Here is a 6,965-nt window from a genome sequence, read left to right as displayed (position 1 = left end):
AGATCATAGAAAATACTAAAAATTTTGATGAGCTTGATAATAAAGAATTTGAACCAGTTGGAAAAATCTCAAATGTTGATTTTAAAGAAGAGCCAAAGATAAATTCTCTCATAGATGAAGAAAAAGATATCACTTTAAATGAAAATGTTAATGATGTACCTTTAAATTTAAATGAGAGCGCTCAAAATTTTGATGAAGAAGATATAAATACTCAAAGGATGCTAACAGCAAAGAGTATGGATGAGCTTTTGATGAATTTAGTTGAGAGCATAAAAGTACAGCCAAATATGAGCCCTATAAGTGATCAAAGCAGGACTTTAAACACAAAAGATATGGAAACAATTATAAAAACGCTGCCTCTAAGCGACAACACGACGCTTGTTAATGCTGTTTTACTTAAGCTAATATGCAAGGAGCTGTATAGTCAAATGTACGATATAGTCGAGAATAATTCATTTTTCAAATATCTCTCTGGTGCTGTAACAAAAAGTACCAAAGAAGATAAAGAGGCGTTTAATTATTTATTACATAAAGCACTTGAAAGCTATATGCTAAAAAAGTAATGTTTTTAATAAAATAGAAAGTTAATAAAAGTTAAAATAACCAAATTTTTTAATAGGAGTAAATATGTCACAACCAGTGTATATTAAGGTGAAAGGTTCTACTCAAGGACTTATCTCAAGTGGTGCTTCAACAGAAGCTAGTATCGGTAATCGCTATCAGTCAGGTCACGAAGATGAGATCATGGCACAAGAGGTTTCTCACATCGTAACTGTTCCAGTGGATCCACAAAGTGGCCAACCATCAGGACAAAGAGTACATAAGCCATTTAGCTTTACAACATCTTTAAACAAAGCTGTTCCACTTCTTTACAACGCATTAACTCAAGGCGAGAGACTTCCAGAGGTTGAGATCCACTGGTATAGAACATCAACTAGCGGTGGCGCTGAGCACTTCTTTACTACAAAACTAGAAGATGCAACTATAACAGATATCACTCTAGTAAGCCCAAATGCTCAAGATAAGCTAAATAGCGACAAAACTGAGCTTTTTAAAGTTTCAATGAACTATAGAAAGATAGTTTGGGAGCACGTAGCTGCAGGTACAAGCGGAAGCGATGACTGGAGAGAAGCTACTAAAAAAGCTTAAAAAATAACCTAGGGATCCTCCCTAGGGATATCAATCTTCTCGTTGGAAGGACACAAATGAGCCCTTTTTATCATTATCTTTTAAAACACCATGATATGTGAAATGCGATATGAAACACTTAGCTATGATCATATTTCTCATAACATCTTTATATTCACACGAAACAAACTGTACGGATATGTTTGGACTCATTTTCAGTAAAAATTTAAGCGATGTTGAAACAGCTAAGTATATAAAATACTACATAGATGATCTTGGATGCGATGCTAATATGACTATTAAAATACCAGATCTTTCAATAAGATCAAATTTATTAGAGTATGCTTATGATACAAATAAAACAAAAACTTTTGATACTCTTTTGGCAAAAGGAACAGCTGCTAATGCAAGCTTGGCAACGTCTATAGGTATGAGCTTTGCATTTTTCTTTAGAGAAAATGGTGTCGGTATAGACGACAAAAAAGCAAGCCCTGAGCTACTAGAATTTATAAAAACTCAAAAATATAAAGATTTTAAAGAAGAAAAATTTAAGCTAATCAAAAAACTCCTAGAACATGGACAAGATCCAAAAGATTATAAAGTTTTAAAGACTATTCTGAAAATTATAAATGAAGAAAAAGATTTAGAGAATTTATTAAAAGATGGAGCTAAAAAGGAATTAGCACAATGAAGCAATTGGCAATAATCATATTTCTCATAACATCTTTATATTCGCATGAAGCAAATTGTTTAAATATGTTTGCTGTGGTATTTGACAAAAATACAACCGATGAAAATACTGCTAAATGTATAGAATATTACATAGATGAGCTTGGGTGTGATGCTAATATAGTCCCAAGTTTCGCTAATGATGGCTCCAATTTACTAGATGTTGCTTATGAAAATAATAAGACTAAAACGTTTGACTTACTTTTGAATAAAGATATTACGCCAGATAAATGGCTAACTGCAATTATAGCAACAGAATTCCTAGTCTTTTTTAGAGAAAATAGCGATGGCATAAAAGACAAAAAAGCAAGCCCTGAGCTACTAGAATTTACAAAAACACCGAAATATAAAGAATTTAAAGAAGAAAAATTTAAATTAATTAAAAAACTATTAGATCATGGGCAAGATCCTTATTATTATGGTTATTTGAGAGTTATATTAAAGATAGTAGGAGATGAAAAAGATTTAGATAGGTTGCTAGAGCAATATAAAAAGGATAATAAATGAGCATATTGATTTCATTTATTATTAATATAGCAATCATCAATTTACATTATCTTGGATGCGTAAATTCATTAAACATTGTAGCAAACAAAGATATAAGCGATGAAAAAACAGCAATGTATATGAAAACATATATAGAAGATTTTAAATGTAGCCCAAATATCGGTGTGAAATCAACAAAACTGACATCCACTTGGATTGATTTATTGTATCTTTCTTATGTAGTTGATAAGCCAAAAACCTTTGATTATATTTTGTCTAAAAAACCTACTATAACAAGAGAATTAATTGGTGAAATAATTTCAGATTATATAATTTATTTGGCAAAAAATGGCATTTCAGTATCTAAGAAAACACCGAATACTTTAAAGTCTTTAGAATTTCTAGAAACAGAGCAATATAAAAGATATAAAGAAGAAAAAATGACTTTGATTAAAAAAATATTAGACAATGGAGCTAAATTGGATCTATTTAAATATTTGCTTGAGACACTAGAATACATAAATGATGACAAAGAATTAAGAAATTTGCTTGAAAGTAGGAATAAATAATGGATTTTTTTAATACAAGCAAAAAGAAACTAGATATAAAAAATGACAATCTAGAAGTAAAAGACTTTAACAAAACTACTTATGAAAATGCTAAGGATACAATGAAGTTATTCGGAAGGACCCTTGGTTTAGTATATGAAAAGGCTGCAGATATAGCTGAAACTGGGGTCGATATTATTAACATTAGACATTATAATGAATTTAAATTTTATAAGGGAATGGATATGGTTGATAAATTTAGGGAACTACATAATTCAACCGATACCGATATCGAAATGTTTGAAAAAAGATTACAAGAAGAAGAAAACGAAAAAAGATTGAAAGAGCAACAAATGGACAAAAACATAACATCACCAACATCATCACTAACTAAGCCAGTCATGCTAGCATCTGGCAACTCGGTGGCGACAGACGGCTTTGTGGATTATGGCGTATCTAACGATGCCTTCTCGACTCTTCAGATAGCAAATGACAAATTTATAGTCACAAGGGCTGATATAAATGAGAGTTTAGAAGATATATTTAGCATAGAGTGCTTTGCCTATATAAATTTAGTCAAAAACCCGCTTTATGAAAATTTAGAGAGCATTTATAACGATAACGCTCAAACTGGCATATATAGATACCTTGATAAAGGCATGAAGCTAAGCATAAAAAGACCATCTTCTACGAACAAGAGTATCATCCCAGGCAATAATGGCAGCGACTATATCTACTTTAGTGGCATAGTAAGCGATGTCGAGTATCTAGGCGTTGATGATGACAGCAGCACAAATATAGACAAAAAATACTTCTTCAAATTTAAACTCACATCTTCGCTATATAGACTAAGTATAAATAGAGCAAATAGAATTTACACAGATCAAAGCGTGCTTGAAGTGGTAAAAGAAATTTTGTCTTTTAACAAGCAAAGGCTAACTAAAGAGCTAGACTTCTCAAACATCAAAAATAGCTACAATAAAAAAGAATTTATAGCGCAGTACAACGAAAGCGACCTAGCCTTTATAACAAGACTTTGCCATGATAGCGGTATATATTTTTATGAAGATAATGAGAAAATTTACTTTCACGATACCTTTATCCTAGCTTATAGCAACCAAGCTGAAGGCCTAGCACAAAGCGAACCGAGCAAAGGCAAAGAGGCTAGAAAAGTAAGCTTTAATGTAAATTTAAATAACAATCTTGCAAGCGAACACATAAATAAAATCACAAAGAGCGAAACTCTAAAAGCAAACAGCTTCACCCACTCATTTCAAAACACAGCCTATCCAAACGTGCTAGAGAGCAAAAATGAGAAGATATTTGACGAGCAGGTAAATATCTATGATAAGCATATAAATTTAGATGAGTATTCATTCAGTGATACGAGGTTGCTTGAGGTTAGCACCTATCTTAAAAAGCTAAGAAGCGATATGCTTTTGAAAGAATTTGTCGCTAGCTCAAATGTCTTTGCTCTAAATTTAAACGACAATATCTCAGTCGCCATAGATCAAAGTAGTGGCGAATATGAGTTTAAAATAATAGCCATAAAACACACTTATATAGACGAAAGTGTCTTAGAAAATACTCTAAATTTAGGCGACAATGTCCCTTTAAAAGATAAGAAATTTATAAGCTCATATACAAATGAACTAAGCATCATCCCAAGCAGTGTGAAATTTGTACCAAGCTACAAGCAAAAGCCAAAAGCGCCTGACATCACTCTAGGTCTTGTTGTAGGACAAGATGGGCTAAACAGCCAAATAAACACCATCCATACGGATAGCTACGGTAGGGTAAAGGTAAGACTAAATGCCTTTAGCACACAAGAGCAGATAGATAAAGATGATACCATAAACGCAAGCTATCATAAAAGTGCCTATCTAAGAGTGATCACGCCGATAGCTAGCAACAGCTCTGGCTTCTTTGCGATACCTAGGGTCGGCGATGAGGTGATCATCTCATTTTTGCAAAACGACATAGACAACCCAGTGGTAAGCGGCAGCCTATATAATGCCTCAAATATGCCACTAGTAAATGTAGATAACAACTACCACCAAACATCGCTTAGCTCAAAAACAATCGGTGCAAACGAGACTGGCATAAACGAGATCACTTTGTCAAACTTAAAAAATAAAGAGCAAATTTATGTAAAAGCGGAGAAAGACTACGACGAGCTAGTAAATAACGACTTTTCTCAAACGATCCTAAACGACAAAAGTTCTCAAGTGCATGGTAGCTACACCGAAAGGGTAAAAAAAGCGCACATCCAAACGATAGATCTTGCTAAAAACGTAAATGTCGGTGGCGAATATCTAACGACGGTTGGACTTTCAAAAGATACGGTAGTAGGCGTCTCAAACACACTAAATGTAGCTGTTGATGATACAACTAGAGTTGGTCAAGATAGACATGAGTTTGTCGGCAATGATAAATTTGTCGAGATAAAATCAAATCTTAATACAACCATACACAACGACGAAACCAAAGAGATAAAAGGTACTAAAGAGCAAAACATAGATGGTAGCTACAAGCTAAATTCGCAAAAAGGCATAAATGAGTTTAGTAACGAGCACATCGTGCTTCAGGCAAACAACTATATCGACATAAACGCCAAGTCAAATCTCACGACAAAGACAGCCGCACAGCATACCGAGATGGCGGACTCTAAGTATAGCGAGATCGAGACGACATACGAAGTCAATGCTAAAAATGAGATCATACACCAAGTAGAGAGCACTAAAGTAACCATAAATGGTGCAAGTGTTGTGATAGAAGTTGGCGGCATAAAAGCGATATTTGACAGCATGGGACTAAGAGTCATCGGCGGAGATATCAAAGCGTTGTAAAAATAAATGGAGAATAATATGAAGAATATCTTTTTTATACTATTTTTAATTGTAAATTTATACTCAGATAATGAAAATTTTGAGTCAAAAGAGTGGGTAGGAAATTATTCGTTTGAAGATCAGATTATGCTAGATAAAGAAAATTATCGTGGGCATATTCAGGATTTGAATATATCGATGTGTAAAAACAATATTTGTAATGTTAGGTTTGAAAGTTACCGTACATATGGCGTTAAAGGAGATGAAGATAGCGAAGGTGCAAATATTTGCCTGATAGAAGTTGATGATAAAGCGATGAATTTACAAATTCTTTCTTCTAAAGAAGCGATTTTAAAATTAGCAACAAATGATAAAAGTAAAAAATGCAGTGCAAATATCATAAAGACCGATAAAGGCTTTAAATTTACTAAGCCAGAAATAAATGCAAATGAGTGCGCAAATATACTTATAGATTATGGTTGCGGAGAGGGAACTGATCCATATTGGGACGGAGAATTTATAAGGAAAGATAAATGATCTTTAAAGAGCTAAGCAAAGATGAATATGGCAAATTATTGGGCATATTCATGTGTAATACAGAAGTGGATCCAAACTCTGAGCTAGTTAAGTCAGGACGCTTCCTTAAGCCTCACGCTGATAATTATAAAAATGTTAATCAAGGAAATATCGCTATTGGCTATGGATTTGATTTAAAAGTAAATGATACAGCTCAAATTACGAAATTGTATAGAGGTGTCTTTGGAGATAAATGGCAATTAACGCAAGAAGAGAGTTTAGTTTTAAAAGACTATAAAAATGGAAAAATAACAACCTCAGCAGCGCTAAGTAAATTTAGCTCTATTCAAAATTTAAGCTTAGATTTAAAAACAAGAGATAATGCATATAAACTATACTCTTTAACTCTTAGTGCTTATGAAGATAAAGTTAATAATAACATTCCAAAATCCTACGAAAGACTGGCATTAGTCTCAAGAGCATACAACCATTATGGCTCCGCTCTTATGAAAGCTGTATCGCAAAGAGATAGATTTTTAATATGGTTTCATTTGCGTTATACCATAAACACCCAAAGAGGCAAAGAGTTAAATGGCCTAACTAAAAGAAGGCTATGGGAATCAGATATTTTTGATCTCATATATAAAGATGATTTCGAAGCGGTAATAAATATTTTTAGTAGCTTACATATATTTAAATTTAATGAAGAAAGAATGATTAAATATATACT

At 33.0% G+C, this 6,965-nt stretch carries 6 protein-coding genes and 2 pseudogenes; all 8 read left to right on the top strand.

The genetic code is table 11. From position 1 onward, the window contains the following. A pseudogene (locus tag CYP77_RS02610) lies at positions 1-563 on the top strand (hypothetical protein); the annotation flags it as partial. 64 nt (positions 564-627) lie between these two features. Next, positions 628-1,149, top strand: coding sequence for an Hcp family type VI secretion system effector (locus CYP77_RS02605; protein ID WP_012001093.1), 522 nt, complete (start codon positions 628-630; stop codon positions 1,147-1,149). Between the two features lie 178 nt (positions 1,150-1,327). Then, positions 1,328-1,819 carry a hypothetical protein gene (locus CYP77_RS02600; RefSeq protein WP_258032347.1) on the top strand — a complete coding sequence of 164 codons (492 nt, stop codon included), beginning with the start codon at positions 1,328-1,330 and terminating at the stop codon, positions 1,817-1,819. Continuing rightward, positions 1,816-2,364, top strand: coding sequence for a hypothetical protein (locus tag CYP77_RS02595; protein ID WP_258032348.1), 549 nt, complete (start codon positions 1,816-1,818; stop codon positions 2,362-2,364). The genes CYP77_RS02600 and CYP77_RS02595 overlap by 4 nt, the downstream gene beginning before the upstream one ends. Then, positions 2,361-2,912: a hypothetical protein gene (locus CYP77_RS02590; RefSeq protein ID WP_103599681.1), complete on the top strand. Its 552-nt coding sequence runs from the start codon at positions 2,361-2,363 to the stop codon at positions 2,910-2,912. The genes CYP77_RS02595 and CYP77_RS02590 overlap by 4 nt, the downstream gene beginning before the upstream one ends. Beyond that, positions 2,912-5,740 (top strand): type VI secretion system Vgr family protein, encoded by a 2,829-nt coding sequence (locus tag CYP77_RS02585; RefSeq protein WP_181001945.1) that lies wholly within the window; start codon positions 2,912-2,914, stop codon positions 5,738-5,740. Before CYP77_RS02590 ends, CYP77_RS02585 begins: the two co-directional genes overlap by 1 nt. An 18-nt stretch (positions 5,741-5,758) precedes the next feature. Continuing rightward, complete coding sequence (locus CYP77_RS02580; RefSeq protein ID WP_103565915.1) at positions 5,759-6,256, top strand: hypothetical protein; 498 nt, start codon at positions 5,759-5,761, stop codon at positions 6,254-6,256. After that, positions 6,253-6,965: pseudogene (locus CYP77_RS02575) on the top strand (hypothetical protein); the annotation flags it as partial. The gene CYP77_RS02580 and the pseudogene CYP77_RS02575, both read left to right, overlap by 4 nt.

This window comes from Campylobacter concisus, from assembly GCF_002913865.1.
GTDB lineage: Bacteria > Campylobacterota > Campylobacteria > Campylobacterales > Campylobacteraceae > Campylobacter_A > Campylobacter_A concisus_AM.
Note: the sequence above shows the minus strand (reverse complement) of the source record. Positions and strands in the feature narration are given on the sequence as shown.

Excerpts from the sequence above, each read along its gene's own strand:
- CYP77_RS02605 (WP_012001093.1), top strand. The coding sequence starts at position 628 with ATGTCACAACCAGTGTATATTAAGGTGAAAGGTTCTACTCAAGGACTT.
- CYP77_RS02600 (WP_258032347.1), top strand. The coding sequence starts at position 1,328 with ATGTTTGGACTCATTTTCAGTAAAAATTTAAGCGATGTTGAAACAGCT.
- CYP77_RS02595 (WP_258032348.1), top strand. The coding sequence starts at position 1,816 with ATGAAGCAATTGGCAATAATCATATTTCTCATAACATCTTTATATTCG.
- CYP77_RS02590 (WP_103599681.1), top strand. The coding sequence starts at position 2,361 with ATGAGCATATTGATTTCATTTATTATTAATATAGCAATCATCAATTTA.
- CYP77_RS02585 (WP_181001945.1), top strand. The coding sequence starts at position 2,912 with ATGGATTTTTTTAATACAAGCAAAAAGAAACTAGATATAAAAAATGAC.
- CYP77_RS02580 (WP_103565915.1), top strand. The coding sequence starts at position 5,759 with ATGAAGAATATCTTTTTTATACTATTTTTAATTGTAAATTTATACTCA.